The following is a 24,775-nucleotide window of genomic DNA, read 5'->3' as shown; positions in this document are numbered from 1 at the left end:
CGTGGCGAACACATCCAGCCCCACCTCCTCCGCCTTCAACGCGATCGCCACCATCGCCTTGATCCGCTCGTACTCACTCGGCGCGCGCCCCGTCGCCGGATCGACCGTCACGTCACCGACACTGAAAACCCCGAACTGCATGACCGACTCCCAGATTGTTTACGATTCAACCACACCCATGAACGACCCCCCGCTCCCGCCTATTCCCCCTCCCCCGCCGCCCCGCCACGCTTGTCAGACCCTCGCCCTACGGTGACCGCATGGAGCGATCAGAACAGCCGCACATCCACTTGGACCCCTGGCCGGAAGACGAGGGCCCAGCGCTCCTCGCCCGACTCAACACCCCGGAGATGACGGAGCACCTGGGCGGCCCCGAGATACCCGAGAAGCTCGCGGACCGGCACCGCCGCTATCTCCGCCTGGACGACAAGGGCCAGATGTTCCGGATCACGCTGGACGGCGTGACGGCGGGCTCGATCGGGTACTGGGAGACGACCTGGCAGGGCGAGACGGTCTGGGAGACGGGATGGGGCGTCCTGCCCGAGTTCCAGGGCCGCGGCGTCGCGGTGGGCGCGGCGCGGCTGATCATCACCGAGGCGAGGGCAGCGGCCCGCCACGCCCACCTCCACGCGTTCCCCGCGACGGAGCACGGGGCGTCCAACGCGGTGTGCCGCAAGGCGGGCTTCACCCTGCGGGGCGAGGCAACGATCGAGTACCCCAAGGGCAACTGGCACCCATGCCATGACTGGCGATACACCTTGACCGGGAAGTAGCAGACCCACAGCAGGGACGGCCCGCACCCGCGAGCGCGCCCGAGGGGACGTGGGGGTATGTGCGCGTCCCACAGCGGGGACGGCCCGCACCCGCGAGCGCGCCCGAGGGGACGTGGGGGTATGTGCGCGCGGAGCACAGTGGTGGTCATAAGGGCCCCGAAGCAGCAAAGCGCCCGCGCCAAGATGGCGAGCACGGACATACCCCCACGGCCCCGCCCCCAAAACGACCCCACGCACCCACCGGCACCCACCGGCACCGCATGCCACCCTGTCCCTCATGCTCATCGCCCGCTCCGCCGCCCTGTTCATCCTGGCCGCCCTCTTCGAGATCGGCGGCGCCTGGCTCGTCTGGCAGGGCGTGCGCGAGCACCGCGGCTGGGCCTGGATCGGCGCGGGCGTCATCGCACTCGGCGTCTACGGATTCGTGGCCACGCTCCAGCCCGACGCCGAGTTCGGCCGCATCCTCGCCGCGTACGGCGGGGTCTTCGTCGCGGGCTCGATCGCCTGGGGCATGGCCGCGGACGGGTACCGCCCGGACCGCTGGGACGTCATCGGCGCCCTGATCTGCCTCGCGGGAATGGCCGTGATCATGTACGCGCCCCGGAGCCGCTGAACGGCCCACATATCCTGACCCGCAGACGACCGACCACCCTCACCGCCCAGCCCCGAGGAGCGCCCCATGACCGTTGCCGCCGCCACCAAGCGCATCGCCATCGTCACCGGCGCCAGCAGCGGCATCGGTGCCGCCACCGCACGCGGCCTGGCCGCCGCCGGCTACCGCGTCGTCCTCACCGCGCGCCGCAAGGACCGCATCGAGGCGCTCGCCGCCGAGCTCACCGACGCGGGGCACGACGCGATGGCGTACGCACTCGACGTCACCGACCGCGCGGCGGTCGACACCTTCGCGACGGCGTTCAAGAAGATCGCGGTCCTGGTGAACAACGCGGGCGGCGCGCTCGGCGCGGACCCCGTCGCCACCAGCGACCCGGCCGACTGGCGCCGGATGTACGAGACGAACGTCCTCGGCACGCTGAACGTCACGCAGGCCCTGCTCCCCGCGCTCACCGCGAGCGGCGACGGCACGGTGGTCGTCCTCTCCTCGACCGCCGGGCACGGCACGTACGAGGGCGGCGGCGGCTACGTGGCCGCCAAGCACGCCGAGCACGTCCTCGCCGAGACGCTGCGCCTGGAGATCGTCGGCACCCCGGTCCGCGTCATCGAGATCGCGCCCGGCATGGTCAAGACGGACGAGTTCGCGCTGACCCGCTTCGGCGGCGACTCCGAGAAGGCCGCGAAGGTCTACGCGGGCGTGGCCGATCCGCTGACGGCCGAGGACGTGGCGGACACCATCACCTGGGCGGTCACCCGCCCGCCCCACGTCAACATCGACCTGCTGGTGGTCCGCCCGCGCGCCCAGGCCTCCAACACCAAGGTCCACCGGGAGTCATGACCGTGGCCCTCCCCGGCGACGACCCCGGCACCCCCGCCTACTCCGCGGACTCCCAGGACCCCCTCGAACGCCTCACACACGAGCGGGAGACCCAACGCCTCGCCGAGGAGAAGAAGAACGAACGGATGGTGTGGTGGTACCTCGCGTACTTCCTCTTCGGCATCCACCTGGTCGCCTTCGTCATGATCTTCGCCATCACACACGCGAAGTAGCACGACGTCCGCGTCTCAGCCCTTCACTCCGCGTCTCAGCCCTTCACACAGATGACCTGCTTGAGCTTCGCCACGACCTGGACGAGGTCCCGCTGCTGGTCGATGACCTGCTCGATCGGCTTGTACGCGGCCGGGATCTCGTCCACGACGCCCGAGTCCTTGCGGCACTCCACGCCCCGCGTCTGCTCCGCAAGGTCCTGCGTCGAGAAGCGCCGCTTCGCCGCGCCCCGGCTCATGCGCCGGCCGGCGCCGTGCGAGGCGGAGTTGAAGGACGCCTCGTTGCCGAGGCCCTTCACGATGTACGAGCCGGTGCCCATCGAGCCCGGGATGATCCCGAAGTCACCGCTGCCGGCGCGGATCGCGCCCTTACGGGTGACCAGCAGGTCCATCCCGTCGTACCGCTCCTCGCTGACGTAGTTGTGGTGGCAGGAGATCTCCTGCTCGAACACCGGCTTGGCCTTCTTGAACTCCTTGCGGATCACGTCCTTGAAGAGCGCCATCATGATCGCGCGGTTGTGCTTCGCGTACTCCTGCGCCCAGAACAGGTCGTTCCGGTACGCCGCCATCTGCGGGGTGTCCGCGATGAACACCGCCAGGTCACGGTCGACGAGCCCTTGGTTGTGCGGGAGCCCTTGCGCCACGCCGATGTGGTGGTCGGCGAGTTCCTTGCCGATGTTCCGCGAACCGGAGTGCAGCATCAGCCACACCGAACCCGCCTCGTCGAGACAGAATTCAACGAAGTGGTTGCCGCTTCCGAGCGTTCCCATCTGCTTTGTCGCCCGATCCTGACGGAATTTGACCGCCTCCGCGACCCCCTCGAACCGCCCCCAGAAGTCGTCCCACCCCGCCGTCGCCATCCCATGGAAGCGCCCCGGATCGACGGGGTCGTCATGCATGCCCCGCCCCACCGGAATCACCGCCTCGATCCGCGACCGCAGGCGCGACAGATCTCCCGGGAGGTCGTTCGCCGTCAGTGACGTCCTGACCGCCGACATGCCGCAGCCGATGTCGACGCCGACCGCCGCCGGGCAGACCGCGCCCTGCATGGCGATCACCGATCCGACCGTCGCCCCCTTGCCGAAGTGGACGTCCGGCATGACCGCCAGACCCTTGATCCACGGCAGCGTCGCCACGTTCTGCAGCTGTCGCATCGCGACGTCCTCGACCGACGCCGGGTCGGCCCACATCCGTATCGGCACCTTCGCGCCGGGAACCTCTACATACGACATATCGTCCTCTTTCCCCCGTAACCCACTACAAGTCTAGAAGCGCAAATACCGGAGCCAAGGTCTACGAAAGGGGTATCGGACCGGCGTCCACGGCGGCGCGTGCGATAGACATTGTGTCCACCGGTCGCCTGTCAGCGGCAACCGAATATCCCCACGAGAGGAGCCATCACGGTGCAGCGGAAGGTCTACGCGCCCGGTGTCGCCGCCGCGCTCCTCGCGGCACTGCTCGCCGGCTGCACCGGAGGCTCCGGCGGCGGCGACGGAGCCGACGACTCCAAGCCGGGGGACACCGGCAGCGCGGCCGCCCCCGCCGAGCCCGGCAAGTACCGCACGCTCCCTGAGCCCTGCGGCGAGGTCGAGCCGGGCACCCTCGACGCGATGCTCCCCGGCCTCACGGAGATGGGGGAGGGCGAGCAGCGCGAGAAGGCGTACGAGGGGACGCCCACGGTCACGTACGACACCGACCGGCGCGTGGGCTGCCGCTGGAAGGTCGAGTCGTCCGGCGCCTCCCACCACCTCCTCGTCGACTTCGAGCGGGTCGTCTCCTACGACGGCACGGTCAGCGACGACGACCGCGCCGCGGAGGTCTACTCGACGAAGCTGCGCGAGGCGGGCCTCCCGGTGCCCGCCTCCTCCGACAGCGAATCCCCGGACGCGGACGACGAAGACAAGAACGACAAGGACGGCAAGGACGCGTCGAAGGAGGAGAAGGAGAAGGACGGCAAGGAGGAGAAGGAGGGCAAGGAGGAGAAGGGCGACAAGGCCCAGGGCGGGACGAAGGACCGTACCGAGCCCGGCGACGACGACGCCGCCTCCACGACCGAGCCCGCCACCCCGCCCGCCGGCCTGGAGCCCCGCTCCCTGGAGGACCTCGGCGACGAGGCGTTCCTGGACGACGCCCTCACCACCGCCGCCTCGGCCACCCGACACCGCACCGTGACTGTGGTGTTCCGCACGTCGAACGTCATCGTCACCATTGAGTACGACGAGCAGCCCGGCCGCCGCACGGACGTCCCCGACAGCAAGGAAATGCAGGACAAGGCGCTGGAACTGGCCGATGGCCTCGCCGGGAAGTTCGACGAGTAGCCGGCGGACGGAGCGGGCGCGGGCAGGGGCCCCGCGCACGTGAAGCGGGGCCACCCGCCGCCCCATGCGCGTACCGTGGCCCCTCGGACCCGACGACGTCACGAGACGAACCGGACGTCACGAGACGAACTGAGTGAAGGAACCATGCACCGACCTGCACAGCGACAGCGCCAGCGTCTGAGCCGCATCCTCGTCAGCGCGGCCGCCGTACCGGTGATCCTCGTCGCCTCCGGCTGCTCATCCGACTCCGACTCCGGCTCCGACGGGGCCAAGAAGGAGGCGGGCGCCACGGCGTCGGCCTCGAAGAAGGCCGGGGGGGACAAGGCCCCGGCCGTGGAGGAGGCCGCGTACGGCAAGCTCCCCGAGCCCTGCAAGGTCCTGTCGAAGAAGACGCTCCAGGACCTTGTGCCGGAGGCCGAGGACAAGGGCAAGGCCGGCACGTCCACGGACACGGCGCTGCGCGGCAGCTGCTCCTGGGACAGCCTCGACAACAACGGCGTGGACGGCTCCCAGTTCCGCTGGCTGCGCGTCTCGCTGATGCGCTTCGACTCGGACGCCTCGCTCGGCAGTGGCGCGAAGCGCGCACAGGAGAGCTTCGCCAAGCAGGTCGCGGACGCCCAGGCCACCAAGGACGCGAAGAGCGTCAAGACGGAGCCGGTGCAGGGCGTCGGCGAGCAGGCGACGCTCGTGCGGTACGACCTGAAGAAGGACAAGGACACCTTCAAGCAGCAGACGTTCGTGACGCGCGTGGAGAACGCGGTCATCACGGTCGACTACAACGGCGCGGGCCTCGCGGGCGAGAAGTCCCCCGACGCCGGTGTCCTGTCGAAGGCCGCGCAGAAGGCGGCGAAGGAGGCCGCGGCCGCGGTCGTCTCCGCCAACGAGGGCGGCGCCAAGGCGCCGTCCGGGTCCGGGGACAAGCCGAAGTCGGACGACAAGCCGAAGTCGGACGCCGACGCGAAGAAGACCGACGCGAAGTCGGACGACGCCAAGTCGGACGACGCCAAGTCCGACGACGCCAAGTCGGACACCAGCAAGTCCAAGTCGACGTCCAAGTCCTGACCCCCGGCGTCTTCGACGCCGCCAACGCACCCCGCGGCCACCGCGGTTGACGGAGCCCGGCCCCCGAGGGCCGGGCTCTTGGCGTACCGGCCGACAGACCCCCCGCACACGTGTGCCAGGCTATCGCTCGCAACAAGCCGATCCAGGCTGAACAGGGAGGGGTTCGCGGGTGGCCGCGATGCAGCTGACACGCACGCACCGGATACTCATCGGGGTGGTCGTCGCCGGTGCGGTCGTCATCGCCGGGATCGGCTTCGCAGGGTCGTACGCGGCCGTGCGCGAGCTCGCCGAGCAGAAGGGCTTCGGCGGCTTCTCGGTGGTCTTCCCGATCGGCATCGACGCGGGCATCTGCGTCCTGCTGGCCCTGGACCTCCTGCTGACCTGGATCCGCATCCCCTTCCCGCTGCTGCGGCAGACGGCGTGGCTGCTCACGGCCGCGACGATCGCCTTCAACGGCGCGGCGGCCTGGCCGGACCCGCTCGGCACGGGCATGCACGCCGTGATCCCCGTGCTCTTCGTCGTCGCGGTCGAGGCGGCGCGGCACGCGATCGGGCGGATCGCGGACATCACCGCCGACAAGCACATGGAGGGCGTACGGCTCACCCGGTGGCTGCTCTCCCCGCTGCCCACCTTCCTGCTGTGGCGCCGGATGAAGCTGTGGGAGCTGCGCTCCTACGACCAGGTGATCAAGCTGGAGCAGGAACGCCTCGTCTACCAGGCCCGGCTGCGCTCCCGCTTCGGCCGTGCCTGGCGCCGCAAGGCCCCCGTCGAGTCCCTGATGCCGCTGCGCCTCGCCCGCTACGGCGTGCCGCTGGCGGAGACCGCCCCCGCGGGCCTGGCCGCCGCGGGCATCGAACCGGCCCTGCTGCCCCCGGCCCCGGCCCCGGCCGCCGCGCAGACCACGGCCTCCCAGCAGCCCCAGCTGCCGGCCCCGCGCAGGCCCCAGCCGGAGCCCGAGCCGGAGCCGGAGCCCCAGCCGGAGGTCCTGCCGCACGAGAGCCCGTGGTTCGCGAAGCACCCCGCTTCGTACGCCCCCGAGGAGCCGTACGACCAGTGGTACGAGGAGCAGGCCCCGTACGACAACGGACAGCACGGCAACGAGCGGTACGACAACGGCCCCTACGACGATGACACGCGCCACCCCGCCGCCACCACGCGCACCGAGCCCGAGCCCGAGCCGGAGCCGGAGCCGGAGGCGCGGACGGAGCCCGAGCCCGAGCCCGACATCCCCGGGCTCCCCGACGACGTATCCCGCATGGAGGCGTACTTCACGGCGTTCCGCAAGTACGTCAGCGAGATCGGCGACTACCCCAACGCCCGGCAGTTCAGCCTGTACCTGATGGACCTGTACGGCGTCACGGGCCAGGCGGGCGGGCCGCTCACCGAGAGCACGCTCCGCCCGTACCTGCGCGACTTCCGCTCCCGCTACCAACAGGATCTGGACGCGGGCGCGGACGTCGGCGCGGAATACATCGCGTGACCCGACGGAGCGTCAGGAGACCTTCGGCGGCACGAGGGTGACCTCGCGGCCGAGCTTCGCCGTCGTGTCGGCGTAGAGGCTGACCTCGCCGTCGCTCCAGCGCACGATCAGGTCGTCGGGCCGGCCGCCCGCGGTGTAGGCGCCGGCGGTCACCACCTTGGCGTGCTTCCACAGGGCGCCGGGGGCTCCCATGCGGGTCTTCTTGCCGGGTCCTGCCGGGCTCACGTCCTTGTGGACGGTGCGTTCCCCGTCGATCCAGCGGACGAAGAGGTCTCCCAGGGCGGTGCCGGTGAAGTCGCCGCCGGTGAGCAGGGCGGTGCGCTTCCACGTGGCGCCGGGCTTGTGGAGCCGGGTCTTCTTCTTGAAGCCGCGGCCGTCCACGTCGCTGTACAGGCTGACCTCGCCGTCGGTCCAGCGCACGACGACGTCGTCGGTCTTGTTTCCGCCGCCGAAGCGGCCCGCGGTGAGCTGGGCGGCCTTCTTCCAGCGGGATCCGGCGGCGGCGAGCTTGGTCTCCGTGCCGAACCCCGAGGCGGACACGTCCGGGTACAGGGTCACCTCGCCGTCGGACCAGCGCACCATGAGGTCGGAGAGGGCGGTGCCGGTGAAGTCGCCGCCGGTGAGGGCCGTGGCGTGCTTCCACGTGGCGTTGGGCTTCTTCAGGCGTCGTTCGCCGGTGAAGCCGCCCTTGCCGTTGCCCGGGTGGAGGGTGACCTCACCGTCGGTCCAGACCACGAGGAGGTCGGCCTTGCCATCCCCGGTGTAGTCGCCGGTGGCCATGTGCTTGGTGTGCTGCCAGGTCTCGCCGGTGCCGAGGGTGGCGGGCAGCGGGGGCCGCTCGACGACGGCCGCGTCGTGCACGGCGTCGGCGTAGAGCTTGAACACCTCGTCGTCGTAGAAGGGCGCGTAGGAGACGGAGTCGGTGGCTCCGCCGCCGCCCGCGCCGCCGAGGTTGCCGATGACCTTGCCCGTCTTGGTCCGCTCGTCGAAGTCCATCAGCCACGGGCTGCCCGAGGTGCCGCCGAAGAACCCGCCGCACTCCATGCGCAGTTGCTTGTAACCGGTGAGCCGGGTGGTCTTCGTGCGGCACTTGATCGCCTGGTCCTTCGGGGCGTTCCTGGCCGACGGGTAACCGATGACGGTGACCGAGAGGTCGTAACGGGGCGTGCGCGTGAGGGTGTTGGCGCCGGTGATGTCCTCGATCTGGCGGCCGTGCTTGCCGGGGCTGTCGGGCTTGACGGTCGCGAAGGCGAAGTCGAGGTCCGAGCCGGGGCCGTGGTCGGTGCGCCGCGGGTCCTTGAAGACACGGTCGACCGCCCAGATGCCGTGGGGCTGCTGCGCCGGGGTCTTGCCCGTGCGGTACTGGGGCACGAAGGCGTACTTGTCGCCGTTGCCGCAGTGCCCCGCGGTGAGGATGAGGTTGCCCTTGGGGCTGTGGACCACGCTGGCCGTGCAGTTGTGCTTGGCCATGCCCTTGTCGACGAAGTAGAGCACGCCGATGGTCTTGGAGCCCTCGTAGTCGGTCTGGGCCCTCGCCGCGGACGCCACCGACGCCCGCATCCCCCTGGGGGTCTCCACCGAGGACCGCAACGGCGTCGCCGCTTCCATGCGGTCGGCGGTCCAGAACCGCGCCGCCGCCGCGGCCCCCCATGCCGCGTCACTCTCCTTCGGAACCGCCCTGCTGTCACCGACGGGTGTCGCCGCGGTGGCGGTGGTGGCCGAGACGGCGAGGAACCCGCCGCCCACCCCCATGGCCACGGCGCGGGCCCAACGTGAAATGCGCACAACTGCCTTTCCGCTGGGCGCCCGAGGTCGGATGTGCGCCCAGACTCCCCCTGAATAAGATCCGGATAAGATCACCTTATGCCACACAAAACCGCCGTAACGGCTGGAGCGCTCGCCCTCGCCCTTTCCCTGGCAGGCATCACAAGCGCCGCCGCGCAGGCGGGCCGGGAAGGTGAACTCACCGTCGTACCGGGCTCGGTGAGGCCCGGCGAACGCGTCACGCTGTCCGTGCTGAATCCGGAACTGATGGACCAGATGGACGACGGCCACCGCGTCACCGTCCGCTCCGACGCGTTCTCGGGGCCGGTGAAACTGGAACCTTCCGGCAAGGTCTCCTGGAAGGGCCGGGCCACGATCCGCTGCGACGCGAAACCCGGCGACCACTCCCTCCGCTTCGACGAGCCGGTGCCGCCGGAGGAGGCGCGGACCAACGGCACGGTGCGGGTCGAGGCGGGCGGCGCGGCCCCCGGCGCCGAGTGCGCCGCCGAGGCCCGGCCGCGGTCCGAGGCCCCCGACTGGACGCCGGTGACCCTCACCATCGCCACCGGTTCGGTCGCCGTCCTGGCCGCGCTGGTCTTCTTCGCCGTACGCAGGCGGCGCCAGGCGTAGCGCCGGTCGTGGCGCTCACGCCCGCTTCTTGCCCAGCTCCCCGTATACGGCGAGCACGGCACCGGCGGCGAAGAGGGCCACGTACAAGGGCGTGGGCACGTCCCACCACTTGTGCAGCAGCCCCCAGGGGCCGTCCCCGAAGAGGCGGCCGGCGGCTCCGAGGGCGCCCTGGATTCCCGTGACCCATCCGACGATGGCGATGATTTCCTTCATGCCTCCACGATCACGGAGGGATCAGCCCGCGGCGTCCTGCCCCGGGTCGAACCCCGGGTAGTCCGAAGGGTGCAGAGACGCAGGGTGCGTACGGAATACGCGGAGGGGGCGGGCGGGAGACTCCCGCCCGCCCCCTCTGACAGGCCTACGCGCCGAGCAGCTTGCGCACCCGGTCCGCGCCCACGGCCAGCAGCAGCGTGGGCAGCCGCGGCCCGGTCTCCCGGGTCACGAGCAGCCGGTACAGCAGCGCGAAGAACGTCCGCTGCGCCACCTTGATCTCCGGCGGCAGCTCCTTGGCCGTCGCCTCCGCCGAGAACCCGGCCCGCACCTTCGGCACGCCGTAGACGAGGTGGGTGAGGCCGTCCAGGGACCAGTGCGAGTCGAGGCCCTCCAGGAGCAGCCGCAGCGACTCGCGGCTCTCCTCGTCCAGCGTGGAGAGCAGCTCGGTGTCGGGCTCGGCGCGCACGATCGTGCGCGCCTCGGCCGGGACCTGGGTGGTGATCCAGTTCTCGGCGCGGTCGAGCCGCGGCCGCACCTCGTCGAGCGAGGTCAGCGGCGCCGACGGGTCGAGGTCACCGAGGATGCGCAGCGTCTGGTCCTCGGCACCGGCGGTGATGTCGGCGACGGAGGCCAGCGTGCGGTACGGCAGCGGCCGCGGGGTGCGCGGCAGCTCACCGGCGGCGGTGCGCACGGCGCGGGAGTGCGCGGACGCGTCGGCGGGCAGCGCGGAGCCGTCGGCGACCTTGGCCTCCAGCTTGTCCCACTCGTCGTAGAGCCGCTGGATCTCCTGGTCGAAGGCGATCTTGAAGGACTGGTTGGGCTTGCGGCGCGCGTACAGCCAGCGAAGGAGCGGCGCCTCCATGATCTTCAGGGCGTCGGCCGGGGTCGGCACGCCGCCCTTCGAGGACGACATCTTCGCCATTCCCGAGATCCCGACGAAGGCGTACATCGGGCCGATCGGCTGCACGCCGTCGAAGATCTTCCGCACGATCTGGCCGCCGACGACGAACGACGAGCCGGGGGACGAGTGGTCCACGCCGCTCGGCTCGAAGATGACGCCCTCGTAGGCCCAGCGCATCGGCCAGTCGACCTTCCAGACCAGCTTGCCTCGGTTGAACTCGCTCAGCTTCACGGTCTCGCCAAAGCCGCACGCCGTACAGGTGTAGACCAGCTCGGTGGACTCGTCGTCGTACGAGACGACGGTCGTCAGGTCCTTCTCGCACTGCCCGCAGTAGGGCTTGTACGGGTAGTACCCGCCGCTGCCGCCGCTGCCGTCGTCCTCGGAGGCGGCGCCGGAGCCCTCGGCGGCCTCCAGCTCGGCCTCGTCGACCGGCTTCTGCTGCTTGGCGCCACCCTTGCCGCCGTTACCGCCCTTGGCGGGGTCCTTCTTCGTGCGGTACTGGTCGAGGATCGCGTCGATGTCGCCGCGGTGCTTCATCGCGTGCAGGATCTGCTCGCGGTAGGCGCCCGAGGTGTACTGCTCGGTCTGGCTGATGCCGTCGTACTCGACGCCCAGCTCGGTGAGCGCCTCGGCCATGGCTGCCTTGAAGTGCTCGGCCCAGTTCGGGTACGCGGAGCCGGCCGGGGCGGGCACGGAGGTGAGCGGCTTGCCGATGTGCTCGGCCCAGGACTCGTCGACGCCGGGGACGCCGGCCGGGACCTTGCGGTAGCGGTCGTAGTCGTCCCAGGAGATCAGGTGGCGGACCTCGTACCCGCGGCGGCGGATCTCGTCGGCGACGAGGTGCGGGGTCATGACCTCGCGGAGGTTGCCGAGGTGGATCGGGCCGGAGGGGGAGAGGCCCGAGGCGACCGTGACGGGTTTGCCCGGGGCACGACGCTCCGACTCGGCGATGACCTCGTCCGCGTAGCGGGAGACCCAGTCGGTGGTATCGGTGCTCTGAGCCACGATCGGCACGCCTTTCTGCTTCTTACGTTCTTAAGTGAGTACCGCTTGACCCAGCCATTCTCCCAGGTCGCCCCGTAACCGCGAAAACCGCTTTTCACCGCGTGGGATACTCGGTTTTCGCAGCTTCAGCAAACCAGGCACCCGAGCAGAACGGCACCCATTCATGGCCTCGGTCACGTCCCTCACCGCCTCCGTCCACCAGCGCCTCGCGGACGCCCTGACGGCAGCCCTGCCGGAAGCGGGCACCGCGGACCCGCTGCTGCGACGAAGCGACCGGGCCGACTTCCAGGCCAACGGCATCCTGGCGCTCGCCAAGAAGCTCAAGGGCAACCCGCGGGAGCTGGCCACGCAGGTCGTCTCCGGGATCACCGCCCCCGACCTGTTCAAGGACATCGAGGTCTCCGGCCCCGGCTTCCTGAACATCACGGTCACCGACGGGGCGATCACGAGGAACCTCGCGGCGCGGGCGGCGGACGGCGAGCGGCTCGGCGTGCCGTACGCCGAGAACCGGGGCACGACGGTGATCGACTACGCCCAGCCGAACGTGGCCAAGGAAATGCACGTCGGCCACCTGCGCTCCGCCGTCATCGGCGACGCCCTGCGCCACATGCTGGACTTCACCGGCGAGAAGACGATCGGCCGCCACCACATCGGCGACTGGGGCACCCAGTTCGGCATGCTCATCCAGTACCTGATCGAGAACCCCGGCCAGCTGGCCCCGGCCGACGAGGTCGACGGCGAGCAGGCGATGAGCAATCTCAACCGCGTCTACAAGGCCTCGCGCGCGGTCTTCGACGCCGACGAGGAGTTCAAGGACCGCGCCCGCAAGCGGGTCGTCGACCTCCAGTCCGGCGACAAGGAGACGCTCGACCTCTGGCAGCGGTTCGTGGACGAGTCGAAGGTCTACTTCTACTCGGTCTTCGCGAAGCTGGACATGGAGGTCCGCGACGAGGAGATCGTCGGCGAGTCCGCGTACAACGACATGATGGCCGAGACGGCGCGGCTCCTGGAGGAGTCCGGTGTCGCGGTGCGCTCCGAGGGCGCGCTCGTCGTCTTCTTCGACGACATCAAGGGCAAGGACGACAAGCCGGTCCCGCTGATCGTGCAGAAGGCGGACGGCGGCTTCGGTTACGCGGCCTCCGACCTCTCGGCGATCCGCAACAGGGTCGTCGACCTGCACGCCACCACCCTGCTGTACGTGGTGGACGTGCGGCAGTCGCTGCACTTCAAGATGGTCTTCGAGGCGGCTCGCCGGATGGGCTGGCTGAACGACGAGGTCACCGCGCACAACATGGGCTACGGCACGGTGCTCGGCGCGGACGGCAAGCCGTTCAAGACGCGTGAGGGCGAGACGGTGCGCCTGGAGGACCTCCTCGACGAGGCGGTGCAGCGCGCGGCGGAGGTCGTCCGCGAGAAGGCGCGGGACCTCACCGAGGAGGAGATCCAGGAGCGGGCCTTCCAGGTCGGCATCGGCGCGGTGAAGTACGCGGACCTGTCGACGTCGGCCAACCGCGACTACAAGTTCGACCTCGACCAGATGGTCTCCCTGAACGGCGACACGTCGGTCTACCTCCAGTACGCGTACGCCCGTATCCAGTCGATCCTGCGCAAGGCGGGCGAGGTGCGGCCCGCGGCCCACCCGGAGCTGGCGCTCGACGCGGCGGAGCGGGCGCTGGGCCTGCACCTGGACGCGTTCGGCGCCACGGTCACGGAGGCCGCCAAGGAGTACGCCCCGCACAAGCTGGCCGCGTACCTCTACCAGTTGGCGTCGCTGTACACCTCGTTCTACGACAAGTGCCCGGTCCTGAAGGCGGACACCCCGGCGCAGGTCGAGAACCGCCTGTTCCTGTGCGACATCACGGCCCGCACGCTGCACCAGGGCATGGCCCTGCTGGGCATCAGGACGCCCGAGCGCCTCTGACCAGCCCCGTCACGCCACCAGCGCGCTCCGGAGCCTGCGCAGTCCCTCGGCGATCTCGCCGGGGGACTGCGTCACGAAGCACAGCCGCAGGGTGGACACATCCGGCTCCGCCGCGAAGAACGGCGCCCCCGGCACATACGCCACGTCGTGCGCGACGACACTCCGCAGCAACTCCCCCGTGTCGTACCCCTCGGGCAGCTTCGCCCAGACGAACATGCCGCCCTCGGGCCGGATCCAGCCGGACCCTTCCGGCAGCGCGTCCGCGAGGCCGGCCAGCATCGCGTCCCGCCGCTTCCGGTACACCCCCGCCACGCGGGCGACGTGCGCGTCCAGGTCCGAGTCCGCCAAGTACCGCGCCGCGGCGAGCTGGTTGACCGTCGGCGTATGCAGGTCGGCGGCCTGCTTGGCGACGGCGCAGGCGCGCAGCAGCGCCGCGGGCCCCCGCAGCCAGCCGAGCCGCAGGCCCGGCGCCATGACCTTGGAGAAGCTGCCGAGCAGGACCGTGCGGTCCTCGGCCCCCGGGTACGTGGCGATCCACGGCGCCCGCTCGCCCTCGAAGCGCAGCTCCCCGTACGGGTCGTCCTCCACGATCCACAGCCCGCGCCGCTCGGCGACCTCGGCGATCGCGGCGCGCCGCCCGGCGGGCAGGGTGCGGCCGGTCGGGTTCTGGAAGGTGGGGACGGTGTAGAGCAGCTTGGGCCGGTGCAGGGCGACGAGTCCGTCGAGGGCGGCGGGGTCGATGCCGGCCTCGTCGCACGGCACGGGCACCACCCGCGCGCCCGCGAAGGCGAAGGCCTGGAGCGCCGCGAGGTAGCAGGGGTTCTCGACGAGGACGGTGTCGCCCGGCTCTATCAGCGCGGTCGCGAGCAGCGACAGCGCCTGCTGCGACCCGGTGGTGACCAGCACGTCGTCGGCGCCGGTCGCGAGGCCGCGCGCGGTGGTGCGCGCGGCGATGGCGGTACGCAGCGCGGGCTCGCCCTCGGTGGTCGAGTACTGGAGCGCCCGCTCGGGCGTCTCTTCGAGGACCGCGCGGAAGGCCGCCGCGATGCCCTCGTCGTCGAAGAGGCCGGGGGCGGGCAGCCCGCCCGCGAAGTTGATGACCTCGGGCCGCGCGGTGACCGCGAGGATGTCCCGTACCGGCGAGCCCCCGACCGCGGCGGCGCGCGCGGCCAGCGGCGGCAGGGGGGCGGCGGTGCGGACTGGCTCGGTGACGGTCACGGCGGCGGCTCCTTCGGCTGGGACGGCTCTGTCCGGCACCCTAAGCATGTGCCTGCCCTCTACACACGCCGTTCCGGGATGCGGACGCGGCCTCAGGGCGCCGGAACGCGGTCTCCGTCGAGCGGTACTTCCCACTTGGATCCGCCCAGCGGCCAGCCGTATGTGGGGCGTCCTACGTTGCCGCTGGTGCGGAACGGCTTGCCCTGGTCGTCGATGCGGAGCACGTTGTGCCGTCTGCCGCTCGACCACTCCAGCTCCAGGTACCAGCGGACGTCGTGCGCCTCCGTGTTGGCCTTGACGTAGAAGACCTCGGGGTCGCTCTCGCTCACCTTGTACGGGAAGTCGCGCTGCCCCGCCTTGGGCGAGAGGCGCGGCGTCCCGTCGTCGAGGTCGACCCCGAACGACTTGGTGGAGACGTTGCCGCCGCAGCCGACGCCCATCTGGAAGTCGTTCCAGGCCAGCGGCGAACTGGTGCTCTGCACCCGCACCTGCATGTCCTGGAGGACGACGGTGTCCTTGCCCATGCCCTGCACGGTGACCTCGATGAGCTGCTCACCGGCCGAGACGGCGCCGAGATCGGCGGCCCAGCCGGGGGCGTCCTGCTCGACGGCCGGCGGCTGCGGCACCTGGTTCGGCTTCCGGTTGACCAGGAAGTGCTGGCTACAGGGGCTCTCATAGACGTACGGCCTGGTGCGCGCGGTGATCGGCGCGCCGAGGTCCTCGCTCCTGCCCTCGCCCGCCGCCGCGGCTCCCTTGCCGCTGCCCTCGGAGGCGTCGGGCCGCCCCGGGGTGTCCTTGCCCTTGCCGTTGCCCTTGCGCGAGGGCGAGGAGGAGGGCTTGTCCTTCTTCTCCGCACGGTCGTCGGCGGCGTCCTCGCGTCCGCCATTGCCGGACGGGTTCCCCGGGGTGGCACTGGGACTGGCCGATGCCGAAGCGCCCGCGGCGCGCTCGCGCCCCCCGTCGCTCCCGTTCAGCGCGAGGGCGACGGAACCGGCACCGACGACGAGGGCGACGGCGGCGCCGACGGCGACGACACGGCGCCGCTTGCCGCGTTCCGCCTCCGGCGTCGGCTCCGGCTCCGGGTCGGGGTCCGGCTCCGGGTCCGGCTGCTCTGGTCCGGGCGGCGGCGCGGCCTCGGCGCCCACCGGCGCCTCGGGCTCCGCCTTACGCCCGCGCGCGGCGTCCGCCAGGATCCACCGCCGGTGGGCCTCCACCAGCTCCTCGGGCGAGGCCTTGCAGAGCCGGGCGAACCGCTCCACGGGCGCGAACTCCACCGGCACCGCGTCGCCGTTGCAGTACCGGTGCAGGGTCGACGTACTCATGTGCAGCCGCTTGGCCAACACCCCGTAGCTGAGCCCCGACCGCCCCTTGAGCTCCCGCAGCAGCTCCGCGAGCGAACCCATGTGCCGTCCTCCCCATTCCAGTACCGCGTTCCAGGAGGAGGCCATCCCCCCAGGTCAAAGCAGGCGCGGGTGTTCCAGCGTCCCCCGTTCCCCGCCGCCTCTGGCGACCGGGACACCCCGCCGCACAAGCTGTGGCCATCCAAGCACGCCGCTCCCGCCGACCGTCCAGGCGGACACGCCACCCTGCCCGTACGACGCCAAGGACTCAGCCATGTCCCGGACCACCGAGCCCCGTTGTGATCTCGCCGCCCGCCTCTTCGCCGCCACCGCCGTCGTGCTCGCGACCCTGTCCGTGACGGCGTGCGCGAGCAGCGACGGCATCGGCCTGCGCGACGAGGGCACGGCGACCCCGGTCGGCATCCGGCCGGTTTCCGATTCACGGGACGGCGGTGACGCTCCGTGGCCATCATGGGACTGTGCGCGCACCCGTGCGCCGAATCTGTACGGGTCCGCACGAGTGCAATCGCCACCGCACAGGGGGAGTTCGCCGCCATGCCACCCAAAAAGCGCCACAGGAGGAACGCCTCCGCGATGAAGATGCTGGGCGCCCAGGTCGGGGCGCTGCGGCGCGCGGCGGGCCTGACGCAGCGCCAGTTGGCGGGCCGTCTCGTGGTCGACGAGGAGACGGTCGCGTCGATCGAGCAGGGCCGACGGCCGCTGAAGGAGGACTTGGCGGCCGCGCTGGAGGAAATCGTCAACGCCAGAGGGGTGTTGACCGCAGGCCTGGAAAACATGCCTGAGGTCGACCTGTTCCCGAGGTGGGCCGAGGAGTACATGGATCTGGAGCGTGAGGCGATCGCCCTGTCCTGGTACGACAACCAGGTGCTGCCGGGCGTTCTCCAGACGGACCCTTACGCACGCGCGGTCTTCAGCAACGAAGTCCCGACGCTCCACGAGGACGACATCGCATTGCGCGTCGCCGCACGAATGGAGCGCCAGGAGATCCTGCACCGCAAGGCCCCGCCCACGGCCTCATTCGTCATCTCCGAGGTGACCGTGCGCGACCGCCTCGGCGGAGACGAGGTGTACTTCGGCCAGCTCCGCCACCTGCGCGAGGCGGCGGATCTCCCCGGAGTCACCCTCCAGATCATGCCGATCGGACGCGACGTCCACGCGGGCCTCTCGGGTCCCTTCACCCTGCTGGAGACCCCGGACCATCAGCGGATCGCCTACGTCGAGGCCCAGCGCGGCAGCCAGCTGGTAGCCGACCCCGACGAGGTGTCCCTGCTGGAACGCAAATATGCGATGCTGCGGACACAGGCCCTCAACGCGCAGGAGAGCAAGGGCCTGTTGGACCGTCTGCTAGGAGAGCAATGAGCACCGCACCCACATGGTTCAAGTCGACCTACAGCGGCAGTGAGGGCGGCCAGTGCCTCGAAGTCGCCTACGACTGGCGGAAGTCCAGCTACAGCAGCGAGCAAGGTGGGCAATGCGTCGAGGTAGCCGCGCACCCCACCGCCATCCACATCCGCGACTCCAAGAACCCCACCGGACCCGTCCTGACCGTCACCCCGGACACCTGGTCCACCTTCCTGAGCGGCTCGACCTCCGTCTGCTAGGAGAGCAATGAGCACCGCACCCACATGGTTCAAGTCGACCTACAGCGGCAGCGAAGGCGGCGCCTGCCTCGAAGTTGCCTACGACTGGAAGAAGTCCAGTTACAGCAGCGACCAAGGTGGACAATGCGTCGAGGTAGCCACGCACCCCACCGCCATCCACATCCGCGACTCCAAGAACCCCACCGGACCCGTCCTGACCGTCACCCCGGACACCTGGTCCACCTTCCTGACCAGCTCACACACCAATAGGTAAGTACCGCACTAATTAGTCGGTACTTGTCCGCTCCTCAGGGCCCCGCAAAGATCAGAGGCGTCCCCAGAACAACGCCTCTGAACGCCCCTGAAGGAGCCTCCGTGCCCAGCAGCACCGAACACCGCGCCTCCGTGACCGTCCTCGGCCTCGGCCTGATGGGCACCGCCCTCGCCGCCGCCCTGCTCAAGGCGGGCCACGACACGACCGTGTGGAACCGCACCGCCTCCAAGACGGGCCCCCTGGCCGCCCAGGGCGCGACCCCGGCCGAGACCGCGGCCAAGGCCATCACCGCCAGCCCCCTCGTGATCGTCTGCCTCACGACCAACGACAACGTACGCGGCCTGCTTGAGGCCGAGGCCGACGCCCTCACCGGCCGCACGGTCGTGAACCTCACCAACGGAACCCCGGCCCAGGCAAGGGAGTTGGCGGACTGGGCGGCCGGCCGCGGCATCACGTACCTCGACGGCGGCATCATGGCCGTCCCGCAGATGATCGCGACGCCCGCCGCGTACATCCTCTACAGCGGCACCGACGAGGAGGCGTACGAGACGCACCGCCCCACGCTGGCGGCGCTCGCGGACACCAAGTGGGTCGGCAAGGACCCGGGCGCGGCCGCGCTGTACGACCTGTCGCTGCTCACCGGCATGTACGGCATGGTGATGGGCGTCGCCCAGGCATACGCCCTGATCGGCAGCGGAGGCGTCCCCGCCCGCGAGTTCGCGCCGCTGCTCAAGGACTGGGTGAACGCGATGACGGACGGGCTCGTCCCCGGCATGGCCGAGGCGGTGGACTCCGGACAGCACCTGACGGACGTGTCGTCGCTGGCGATCAACCAGGCCGCGCTGCCCAACTTCCTGACGACGTTCGCCCAGCAGGGCCTGCGCACCGACCTGTTCGAGCCGCTCCAGTCCCTCCTGGACCGCTCGATCGACGAGGGCTACGCCGCCGACGGCCTCTCCCGCCTCGTCACCCTCCTCAAGAAGGACTGACGGCCGAGAGGCCCCGCGGTCGGATGGGACGACCTGTCCGACTGGATTTCTATTAACCCCAACGGGTGGCTCGAATTCAGATAGTCGGCACCGGTCCACAACAATGGCGAGCCTCACGGCCGTTGGAGGTCTCGTGCCCCGTCCCGTCCCGCCCCCGTCGAACATGACCACTCTGGGGTGCGCGCTCTTCGCGACCCGGTGGCTCCAAGCCCCCCTGTACTTCGGCCTGGTGGCCGCACAGGGCGTGTACGTCTACAAGTTCTTCAACGAGTTGTGGCACCTCATCCACCACGTCATCAGCGGCCAGGCGGACGAGACGCACGTCATGCTCGCCGTGCTCAAGCTCGTCGACGTGGTGATGATCGCCAATCTGCTGATCATGGTGATCGTCGGGGGGTACGAGACCTTCGTCTCGCGGATCGGCCTCCAGGGCCACCGCGATCAGCCCGAGTGGCTGTCGCACGTCAATTCCAACGTGCTGAAGGTCAAGTTGGCCACCGCCATCGTGGGCATCTCGTCGGTGCACCTGCTCCAGATGTTCGTCGACGTGCACCACACGCCCCGCCACGACCTGATGTGGGGCACGGTCATCCACATGGCGTTCATCGCCTCCGCCGCCATCCTCGCCTACATGTCCGGGCCCATGGCGGCCCACGAGGCCAGGATGCGCACCGTCAAGGAGGACTCCCGGGCGACCGTGGCCATCCCCGCCCAGCGGGGCCCCGGGGACACCGGGGCGCCGGAACCGGAGGCGACCGGCGCCGAGGAGCGCATCGAGGCCGCCGGGTTCCCTTCGCGCAAGCTCCTGGAGATGTTCGACGAGGGGCACCTGCGGTCGCCCGAACCGCAGGAGATCGCCCGGCTGGGCAAGGTCGACTTCGTCACCCGCAAGGCGAACGTCGTCCTGCTCGGCGGGCCCGGCACCGGCAAGACGCACCTGGCGGTCGCCCTGGGCGTGCGGGCCTGCCAGGCCGGTCACCAGGTGCTGTTCGCGACCGCCGCCGAGTGGGGCACCCGGCTCGCGGCGGCCAAGGCCGCGGGGCGGCTGCGCGAGGAGCTGGCCCGGCTGGACGCGTACCCGGTGCTCGTCGTGGACGAGGTGGGCTACGTGCCCTTTGACCCCGAGGTCGCCCACCTCCTCTTCCAGCTCGTCTCGCACCGCTACGAACGGTCCTCCCTGATCGTCACAGGCAGCCTTCCCCTGGACCGCTGGAACGAGGTCCTCGGCGACAGCGCGACGGCGTCCGCCACGGTGGACCGGCTGGCCCACCACGCGGACGTCATCACCCTCGACGCCGACAGCTACCGCACGCGTCGCCTCGAAGGCGCCGGGCCCGCCTTCTGACACGGCCTAGGCAGTGTCTTCAACTGTCCCGGCGCGCGCCGCGTTTCGGTGTGCCGCACCTCGAACGGAGCCGCCCCGAACCTGGCCTGCCCTCCGGGGCGGCGGCGGCCAGGAGGCCGCTCATGAGACCGGCGGCGAAGGCGGCAGACCGGCCCCATTAGGTTGAGGCAAGGATTCCGTTTCTGGTGGTTCACAGGTGTGCAACCCTCGCGTGACCTCGGCTGTCTCCTCTCTGCGGGCCCTGATCAACCTGATCCGAAGGGCCACCAGTCTCAGGAGGAACAGTGCGTCGCTCCCTCGTCGTCGCCATCGCGGCCGCCGCCATCGCCGCGCCGCTGGCGGTAGGCACCGCCACCGCGTCCGCAGCGCCCCGGGCGAAGGCGGCCAAGGCCCCGGTCGTCGACTTCAACAAGGACGGGTACGCCGACCTGGCGCTCGGAGCGGCGCACGCGACGGTCGGCGGGAAGCAGGAAGCCGGGTACGTGGCCGTGGTGTACGGGTCGAAGGACGGCGCCGACCCGGCACGCCGGAAGGTCGTCGACCGGTCCAGCGCGGGGGTGCCCGGGGACGTCAGCAAGTACGGGGCCTTCGGCCGCGAGCTGACCGCCGCCGACCTCGACGGGGACGGCTACACCGACCTGGTCGTCGGCGCCGGTAAAGGCGGCACCGTGGTGCTGTGGGGCTCCGCCGCCGGGCTCACGGACGCGGCCGCCCGACTGCCGGGCGCGGTCGGCTCCCTGGCCGTCGGCGACTTCGACGGCGACGGGCACCGCGACCTGGTGACGCATGATGAAAAGGCCACGCCCGAGAGCGGCCCCCCCGGCATGACCGTCTCGTACGGGCCGTTCACGCGCGGCGGCGAGGCGGCCAGGAAGGACGATATCGGGTTCGAATGGTTTCCCGAGCTGGACGGGTTCGTCGCGGGCGACATGGACGGCGACGGCGTCGACGACCTCGTCACCAGCCACAGCTTTGAGGACCGGGCGTTCGACAGCCGCTTCTGGAAGGGCGGCGCGTCCGGCCTCGGCCACACGTCCAAGGACCTCAAGGCCTCCGTGGGCGGCGCCGTCGCGGACGTGGACGGCGACGGCTACGGCGACTTCGTCACCCGCGACAACGGCCCCTTCGACGACGACAACGAGCGTGACAAGGGCACCGTCCGCGTCGACTACGGCAGCAAGAACGGGCCCGCCGCCACCCGCACCGTGAAGATCACCCAGGACAGCCCGGGCGTCCCGGGCGTGGGTGAGGACGGCGACCAGTTCGGCGCCTCGATCAGCGCGGGCGACGTCAACGGCGACGGCTACGCCGACATCGCCGTCGGCGTCCCCGGCGAGGACGTCACCGCGAGCGGCAAGAACGTCCGGGACAGCGGCAACGTCGTCCTGCTCAAGGGCGCCAGGAGCGGCCTCGGCGGCAAGGGCGCCCAGTCCTTCACCCAGACCACGCCCGGCGTCCCCGGCGCCTCCGAGAAGGGCGACAAGTTCGGCGCCGAGGTCTCGCTCGCCGACGTCAACGGCGACAAGAAGGCCGACCTGACCGTCACCGCCCCCGGGGAGGACGGCACGTACCGGGACTCCGGTGCCGCCTGGGTGTTCAAGGGCGCGGCCACCGGCCTGACGACGGCCGGGATCAGCTCTTTCGCCCCGGCCGCGCTCGGCGCCCCGGAGAAGGACGCCCGCCTGGGCTCGCGCCTGGCGCGCTAGGTCCTGTCGTCAAATGTCACGCCCACATCAGGAGCGATGCCACGGTGACGGCTGCTCCGTAGGACCGGGCGGTCTTGTCGTAGCGGGTGGCGATACCGCGCCACTGCTTGAGGCGGTTGAAGCACCGTTCCACGACGTTGCGGTGCTTGTAGACCTCACGGTCGAAGCCCGGCGGGCGGCCTCCACGGCTGCCTCGCCGGGCCCGGTTGCCGACCTGGTCGGCCCGCTCGGGAATCGTGTGCGGTATGCCCTTGCGGCGGAGCCAGGTGCGGATCACCTTCGAGCTGTAGCCCTTGTCGCCCAGGACGTGATCGGGCCGGGTGCGGGGCCGCCCCGGTCCGATCCGGGGCACCCGGACCGCTTCCATCACGGCGGTGAACCGGGTGCCGTCCCGGATCCGCCAGCGGTGATCATTTGAAGACACGGCCTAGGGCCTGTCTGACAATTCGCGTCGTCGCCCGGAGGCAGGCGGGAATTGTCAGACAGGCCCTAGGGGACGAGGACCACCTTGCCCGTGGTCTCCCGCCGCTCCATCGCCGCGTGCGCCTCGGCCGCCCGCGCCAGCGGGAACGCCTGCCAGGAGGCCACCAACTCCCCCTTGGCGGCGGCCTCCAGGGCCGCAAGCTCGCGGGCGGGGCCGCCCTCGGGGTCCCCGATCAGCTCCATCAGGGCATTGACGTACGAGATGCCGCGCGCGGCGAGGACCTCCGGCGCCGGCTCGAACGCCTCCTGCGAGGCCCAGCCGATGACGACGTACCGCCCGCCCTCCCCGATCAACTCGAAGGCGGCGGCGGCCTTCCCGCCCCCGACACCGTCCAGCACGGCGGTGACGGCACGCCCGCCGAGCCGTTCACGGACGGAGTCGGCCCACCCGGGCTCGTTGTAGTCCACGGCGATGTCAGCGCCGAGCGCCCGCACCGCCTCGACCTTGCCGGGGCCGCCCGCCGCCCCGACGACCGTGGCACCCAGGGCGTGCGCGTACTGCACGACGAGCCGCCCCATTCCCCCGGCGGCGGACGTCACCAACACCACGTCATCGGGGCGCAGTTGTGCGACGCCGAGCAGTCCCATGGCGTTGGCCCCCGTCACCACCATGGTCACGGCGTCCTCGAAGCCGAGCCCGTCCGGCACGGCGTGCAGCTCGCCGACGGCGGCGACCGCCAGCTCGGCGTACCCGCCGGGCGAACCCTGCGAGGTCACGACGGGCCGACCGAGCCAGGAGGTGTCGACGCCGGGTCCGACCGCGTCGACGACGCCCGCGACCTCACCGCCGAAGACAGCGGGCAGCTCGGGCAGTGGCGGCGCCATGTCGGACGCGTCGCCCGCCCGCATCACGGTCTCGACGAAGTGCGCGCCGGCCGCCCGCACCGCGATGCGCACCTGGCCGGGGCCCGGGACGGGGTCCGGCCAGGTCTCGTACCGCAGATTCTCGGCGGGCCCGAACTCATGCAGAACAACGGCGTGCATCTCGTCCTCCTCGGACGGGGCCCTCCCCGGGCCCCTCTGCACACCACCCTGCGACCTCAACCGGACTTCAGGTCAAGGCCGGCCGTGGATCACAGCTGCCGCGCCACCTCGGTCGCCCAGTAGGTGAGGATCATGTTCGCGCCCGCGCGCTTGATGCCGGTGAGCGACTCCATGATCGCCTTGTCACGGTCGATCCAGCCCCGCTCGGCGGCGGCCTCGATCATCGCGTACTCGCCGCTGATCTGGTACGCCGCCACCGGCACGTCCACCGCGTCGGCGACCTTCGCGAGGATGTCGAGGTAGGGACCGGCCGGCTTGACCATCACCATGTCGGCGCCCTCCTCCAGGTCGAGCGCCAGCTCCCGCAGCGACTCCCGGGCGTTGGCCGGGTCCTGCTGGTACGTCTTGCGGTCACCCTTGAGGGACGACCCGACGGCCTCGCGGAACGGGCCGAAGAAGGCCGAGGAGTACTTCACGGTGTAGGCGAGGATCGACACGTCCTCGTGGCCGACCTGGTCCAACGCGTCGCGGATGACACCGATCTGACCGTCCATCATGCCGCTCGGGCCCACCACATGGGCGCCCGCGTCGGCCTGGACCTGGGCCATCTCGGCGTACCGCTCCAGGGTGGCGTCGTTGTCGACGCGCCCCTCGGCGTCCAGGACACCACAGTGCCCGTGGTCGGTCGTCTCGTCCAGGCACAGGTCCGACATGACGATCAGCTCGTCACCGACCTCGGCCCGCACATCGCGGATCGCCAGCTGGAGAATCCCGTCCGGGTCGGTGCCCGCCGTGCCCACGGCGTCCTTCTTGGACTCCTCCGGCACACCGAAGAGCATGATCCCGGAGACCCCGGCCTCCAGCGCCTCGACGGCCGCCTTCTTCAGGGTGTCGCGCGTGTGCTGCACGACGCCGGGCATGGCGCCGATCTCCACCGGGGCGCCGATCCCCTCGCGCACGAACGCGGGCAGGATCAGGTCGGCCGGATGCAGCCGCGTCTCGGCGACCATGCGCCGCATGGCGGGCGTCGTGCGCAACCGCCGCGGCCGCGTCCCGGGGAAAGATCCGTACTTCGTCACTTGACGTCACCTGGATTCGTGCTGCGTGCT

Annotated in this window: 23 protein-coding genes and 2 pseudogenes; 15 read left to right on the top strand and 10 right to left on the bottom strand. The window is 70.8% G+C overall.

Translation table 11 applies throughout. From position 1 onward, the window contains the following. Positions 1-141, bottom strand: a pseudogene (locus tag ACF062_RS38235) (5,10-methylene tetrahydromethanopterin reductase); the annotation flags it as partial. Between the two features lie 119 nt (positions 142-260). Here ACF062_RS38235 and ACF062_RS38230 point away from each other — a divergent pair. From ACF062_RS38230 to ACF062_RS38215, 4 genes are all read left to right on the top strand, one after another. Further along, entirely contained in the window at positions 261-773 is a 513-nt protein-coding gene (locus ACF062_RS38230) for a GNAT family N-acetyltransferase (RefSeq protein WP_392144702.1), read from the top strand. A 277-nt stretch (positions 774-1,050) separates the two neighbouring features. After that, a complete protein-coding gene (locus tag ACF062_RS38225) occupies positions 1,051-1,386 on the top strand; it encodes a YnfA family protein (protein WP_392144700.1) in 336 nt (111 codons plus the stop codon). Positions 1,387-1,452: 66 nt separating this feature from the next. Beyond that, positions 1,453-2,223, top strand: coding sequence for an SDR family NAD(P)-dependent oxidoreductase (locus ACF062_RS38220; protein ID WP_223776058.1), 771 nt, complete (start codon positions 1,453-1,455; stop codon positions 2,221-2,223). Next, a complete protein-coding gene (locus ACF062_RS38215; protein WP_392144698.1) occupies positions 2,220-2,435 on the top strand; it encodes a hypothetical protein in 216 nt (71 codons plus the stop codon). The genes ACF062_RS38220 and ACF062_RS38215 overlap by 4 nt, the downstream gene beginning before the upstream one ends. Before the next feature lie 35 nt (positions 2,436-2,470). On the opposite strand, the gene ACF062_RS38210 is transcribed toward ACF062_RS38215, so the two are convergent. After that, on the bottom strand, positions 2,471-3,664 hold the full coding sequence (locus tag ACF062_RS38210) for an RtcB family protein (protein ID WP_320590268.1): 1,194 nt from the start codon (positions 3,662-3,664) through the stop codon (positions 2,471-2,473). Positions 3,665-3,835: 171 nt separating this feature from the next. Here ACF062_RS38210 and ACF062_RS38205 point away from each other — a divergent pair, with 171 nt between their 5' ends. The 3 genes from ACF062_RS38205 to ACF062_RS38195 all read left to right on the top strand — a co-directional run bounded on the left by ACF062_RS38205 (position 3,836) and on the right by ACF062_RS38195 (position 7,292). Further along, complete coding sequence (locus tag ACF062_RS38205; RefSeq protein ID WP_392144696.1) at positions 3,836-4,750, top strand: DUF3558 domain-containing protein; 915 nt, start codon at positions 3,836-3,838, stop codon at positions 4,748-4,750. Between the two features lie 144 nt (positions 4,751-4,894). After that, positions 4,895-5,812, top strand: coding sequence for a DUF3558 domain-containing protein (locus ACF062_RS38200; protein ID WP_392144694.1), 918 nt, complete (start codon positions 4,895-4,897; stop codon positions 5,810-5,812). Between the two features lie 169 nt (positions 5,813-5,981). Beyond that, the gene (locus ACF062_RS38195; protein WP_392144692.1) at positions 5,982-7,292 is read left to right on the top strand and encodes a DUF2637 domain-containing protein; all 1,311 of its coding nucleotides are present in this window, start codon (positions 5,982-5,984) and stop codon (positions 7,290-7,292) included. Between the two features lie 12 nt (positions 7,293-7,304). Here the strand turns inward: ACF062_RS38195 and ACF062_RS38190 are convergent, their stop codons facing one another. Continuing rightward, a complete protein-coding gene (locus ACF062_RS38190; RefSeq protein WP_392144690.1) occupies positions 7,305-9,077 on the bottom strand; it encodes a trypsin-like serine peptidase in 1,773 nt (590 codons plus the stop codon). Between the two features lie 78 nt (positions 9,078-9,155). Here ACF062_RS38190 and ACF062_RS38185 point away from each other — a divergent pair, with 78 nt between their 5' ends. Beyond that, positions 9,156-9,686, top strand: coding sequence for a hypothetical protein (locus ACF062_RS38185; RefSeq protein WP_392144688.1), 531 nt, complete (start codon positions 9,156-9,158; stop codon positions 9,684-9,686). Between the two features lie 15 nt (positions 9,687-9,701). On the opposite strand, the gene ACF062_RS38180 is transcribed toward ACF062_RS38185, so the two are convergent. Next, entirely contained in the window at positions 9,702-9,899 is a 198-nt protein-coding gene (locus tag ACF062_RS38180) for a hypothetical protein (protein WP_223776050.1), read from the bottom strand. A gap of 145 nt (positions 9,900-10,044) precedes the next feature. Next, positions 10,045-11,814, bottom strand: coding sequence for a lysine--tRNA ligase (lysS, locus tag ACF062_RS38175; protein ID WP_392144686.1), 1,770 nt, complete (start codon positions 11,812-11,814; stop codon positions 10,045-10,047). 154 nt (positions 11,815-11,968) lie between these two features. Between lysS and argS the strand changes: the two genes are divergently transcribed. Further along, positions 11,969-13,726, top strand: coding sequence for an arginine--tRNA ligase (gene argS, locus ACF062_RS38170; RefSeq protein WP_356577869.1), 1,758 nt, complete (start codon positions 11,969-11,971; stop codon positions 13,724-13,726). Between the two features lie 9 nt (positions 13,727-13,735). On the opposite strand, the gene ACF062_RS38165 is transcribed toward argS, so the two are convergent. Both ACF062_RS38165 and ACF062_RS38160 read right to left on the bottom strand, forming a co-directional pair. Then, complete coding sequence (locus tag ACF062_RS38165) at positions 13,736-14,944, bottom strand: PLP-dependent aminotransferase family protein (RefSeq protein ID WP_392144683.1); 1,209 nt, start codon at positions 14,942-14,944, stop codon at positions 13,736-13,738. Positions 14,945-15,036: 92 nt separating this feature from the next. Further along, positions 15,037-16,347 carry a helix-turn-helix domain-containing protein gene (locus ACF062_RS38160; RefSeq protein ID WP_392144681.1) on the bottom strand — a complete coding sequence of 437 codons (1,311 nt, stop codon included), beginning with the start codon at positions 16,345-16,347 and terminating at the stop codon, positions 15,037-15,039. A 531-nt stretch (positions 16,348-16,878) separates the two neighbouring features. Between ACF062_RS38160 and ACF062_RS38155 the strand changes: the two genes are divergently transcribed. From ACF062_RS38155 to ACF062_RS38130, 6 genes are all read left to right on the top strand, one after another. Beyond that, on the top strand, positions 16,879-17,664 hold the full coding sequence (locus ACF062_RS38155; protein ID WP_392144679.1) for a Scr1 family TA system antitoxin-like transcriptional regulator: 786 nt from the start codon (positions 16,879-16,881) through the stop codon (positions 17,662-17,664). Next, positions 17,661-17,906, top strand: coding sequence for a DUF397 domain-containing protein (locus ACF062_RS38150; protein WP_392144677.1), 246 nt, complete (start codon positions 17,661-17,663; stop codon positions 17,904-17,906). Before ACF062_RS38155 ends, ACF062_RS38150 begins: the two co-directional genes overlap by 4 nt. A 7-nt stretch (positions 17,907-17,913) precedes the next feature. After that, the gene (locus tag ACF062_RS38145; protein ID WP_392144675.1) at positions 17,914-18,159 is read left to right on the top strand and encodes a DUF397 domain-containing protein; all 246 of its coding nucleotides are present in this window, start codon (positions 17,914-17,916) and stop codon (positions 18,157-18,159) included. Between the two features lie 101 nt (positions 18,160-18,260). Beyond that, the gene (locus ACF062_RS38140) at positions 18,261-19,148 is read left to right on the top strand and encodes an NAD(P)-dependent oxidoreductase (protein WP_392144673.1); all 888 of its coding nucleotides are present in this window, start codon (positions 18,261-18,263) and stop codon (positions 19,146-19,148) included. A gap of 133 nt (positions 19,149-19,281) precedes the next feature. After that, complete coding sequence (gene istB / locus ACF062_RS38135; protein ID WP_392144671.1) at positions 19,282-20,493, top strand: IS21-like element helper ATPase IstB; 1,212 nt, start codon at positions 19,282-19,284, stop codon at positions 20,491-20,493. A 284-nt stretch (positions 20,494-20,777) separates the two neighbouring features. Further along, positions 20,778-22,199, top strand: a complete 1,422-nt coding sequence (locus tag ACF062_RS38130; RefSeq protein ID WP_392144670.1) for an FG-GAP and VCBS repeat-containing protein — start codon at positions 20,778-20,780, stop codon at positions 22,197-22,199. Positions 22,200-22,215: 16 nt separating this feature from the next. Here the strand turns inward: ACF062_RS38130 and ACF062_RS38125 are convergent. The 3 genes and pseudogenes from ACF062_RS38125 to hemB all read right to left on the bottom strand — a co-directional run. Then, positions 22,216-22,596 (bottom strand): annotated as a pseudogene (locus ACF062_RS38125) (transposase); the annotation flags it as partial. A 92-nt stretch (positions 22,597-22,688) separates the two neighbouring features. Further along, positions 22,689-23,666, bottom strand: a complete 978-nt coding sequence (locus tag ACF062_RS38120; protein ID WP_392144668.1) for a zinc-binding dehydrogenase — start codon at positions 23,664-23,666, stop codon at positions 22,689-22,691. 89 nt (positions 23,667-23,755) lie between these two features. Continuing rightward, complete coding sequence (hemB, locus tag ACF062_RS38115; protein ID WP_356577849.1) at positions 23,756-24,745, bottom strand: porphobilinogen synthase; 990 nt, start codon at positions 24,743-24,745, stop codon at positions 23,756-23,758. Positions 24,746-24,775 lie beyond the last annotated feature (30 nt).

Source organism: Streptomyces sp. NPDC015345, assembly GCF_043078805.1.
Taxonomy (GTDB): Bacteria; Actinomycetota; Actinomycetes; order Streptomycetales; family Streptomycetaceae; genus Streptomyces.
Note: the sequence above shows the minus strand (reverse complement) of the source record. Positions and strands in the feature narration are given on the sequence as shown.

What these genes read in the sequence shown, in the direction of transcription:
- ACF062_RS38200 (WP_392144694.1), top strand. Translation starts at nt 4,895, where the DNA reads ATGCACCGACCTGCACAGCGACAGCGCCAGCGTCTGAGCCGCATCCTC.
- ACF062_RS38185 (WP_392144688.1), top strand. Translation starts at nt 9,156, where the DNA reads ATGCCACACAAAACCGCCGTAACGGCTGGAGCGCTCGCCCTCGCCCTT.
- ACF062_RS38220 (WP_223776058.1), top strand. Translation starts at nt 1,453, where the DNA reads ATGACCGTTGCCGCCGCCACCAAGCGCATCGCCATCGTCACCGGCGCC.
- ACF062_RS38145 (WP_392144675.1), top strand. Translation starts at nt 17,914, where the DNA reads ATGAGCACCGCACCCACATGGTTCAAGTCGACCTACAGCGGCAGCGAA.
- ACF062_RS38225 (WP_392144700.1), top strand. Translation starts at nt 1,051, where the DNA reads ATGCTCATCGCCCGCTCCGCCGCCCTGTTCATCCTGGCCGCCCTCTTC.
- ACF062_RS38180 (WP_223776050.1), bottom strand. Translation starts at nt 9,899, where the DNA reads ATGAAGGAAATCATCGCCATCGTCGGATGGGTCACGGGAATCCAGGGC.
- ACF062_RS38215 (WP_392144698.1), top strand. Translation starts at nt 2,220, where the DNA reads ATGACCGTGGCCCTCCCCGGCGACGACCCCGGCACCCCCGCCTACTCC.
- ACF062_RS38155 (WP_392144679.1), top strand. Translation starts at nt 16,879, where the DNA reads ATGAAGATGCTGGGCGCCCAGGTCGGGGCGCTGCGGCGCGCGGCGGGC.
- ACF062_RS38210 (WP_320590268.1), bottom strand. Translation starts at nt 3,664, where the DNA reads ATGTCGTATGTAGAGGTTCCCGGCGCGAAGGTGCCGATACGGATGTGG.
- ACF062_RS38120 (WP_392144668.1), bottom strand. Translation starts at nt 23,666, where the DNA reads ATGCACGCCGTTGTTCTGCATGAGTTCGGGCCCGCCGAGAATCTGCGG.
- ACF062_RS38150 (WP_392144677.1), top strand. Translation starts at nt 17,661, where the DNA reads ATGAGCACCGCACCCACATGGTTCAAGTCGACCTACAGCGGCAGTGAG.
- ACF062_RS38160 (WP_392144681.1), bottom strand. Translation starts at nt 16,347, where the DNA reads ATGGGTTCGCTCGCGGAGCTGCTGCGGGAGCTCAAGGGGCGGTCGGGG.
- ACF062_RS38230 (WP_392144702.1), top strand. Translation starts at nt 261, where the DNA reads ATGGAGCGATCAGAACAGCCGCACATCCACTTGGACCCCTGGCCGGAA.
- argS (WP_356577869.1), top strand. Translation starts at nt 11,969, where the DNA reads ATGGCCTCGGTCACGTCCCTCACCGCCTCCGTCCACCAGCGCCTCGCG.